Raw genomic sequence first — 676 nt, 5'->3', positions numbered from 1 at the left:
TAAGGATACTGTCAATAATTATGTGTAAACACTCAAGTAGAGTTACGGAGTGTTAATCAAATAAGCTTTCAAGTGTGTCAGAACATTGGCCAAACCCTTTATGGATTCGTTGACTTTGTTTGAAATTATAATCTTCAAACAAAGTAACTAAATAACGTTCCAGAGCCTCCTCGTTAGGAAAAAGAACCTTCTTTTTCGTTTGACGTTTGATTTCTTTGTTAAGAGACTCAATGAGGTTTGTCGAATAAATGCTGTGCCAAATCTGGTAGGGAAACTGATAAAAAGTTAAAAGATTATCCGTATTCTCCAAACTTTCCATCACTTTCCTATACTTTGGCTTCCATTCAGCGATAAAGTCCTCCAAAGCTTGGACTGCCATTTCTAAATTTTCAGCACGATAAATCATTTTAAATTGCTCCAGAATAACTGCTCGATCAGATCGCTTCACCTTACTAGCCAAATTCCGACTAATATGAATGAAGCAACGTTGTTGTTTAGCTAATGGGTAAGCCTGACTGATCATCTGCTCAAGCCCCTTGAAGCCATCGGTCACTACAAGAGAAACCTGTTGGATTCCTTGGTTTTGAAGCTTGTCTAACAGGGTGGACCAAGAAGCATTGTTTTCATTTGGGGCGATTTCATATCCAAGAACAGCCTTCTGTCCTTCTGGTGTAAT

1 protein-coding gene is annotated in these 676 nt (G+C 38.3%); it reads right to left on the bottom strand.

All coding sequences use genetic code 11. From position 1 onward, the window contains the following. Positions 1-52: 52 nt before the first annotated feature. A partial coding sequence (locus FH871_RS31705) for an IS256 family transposase (protein ID WP_138995312.1) occupies positions 53-676 on the bottom strand: 624 nt, incomplete at its 5' end.

The sequence above is a fragment of the Larkinella sp. C7 genome (assembly GCF_006149005.1).
Taxonomy (GTDB): Bacteria; Bacteroidota; Bacteroidia; order Cytophagales; family Spirosomataceae; genus Larkinella.
The sequence above is the reverse complement of the archived record's forward strand: the minus strand, read 5'-3'. Positions and strand labels throughout refer to the sequence as shown.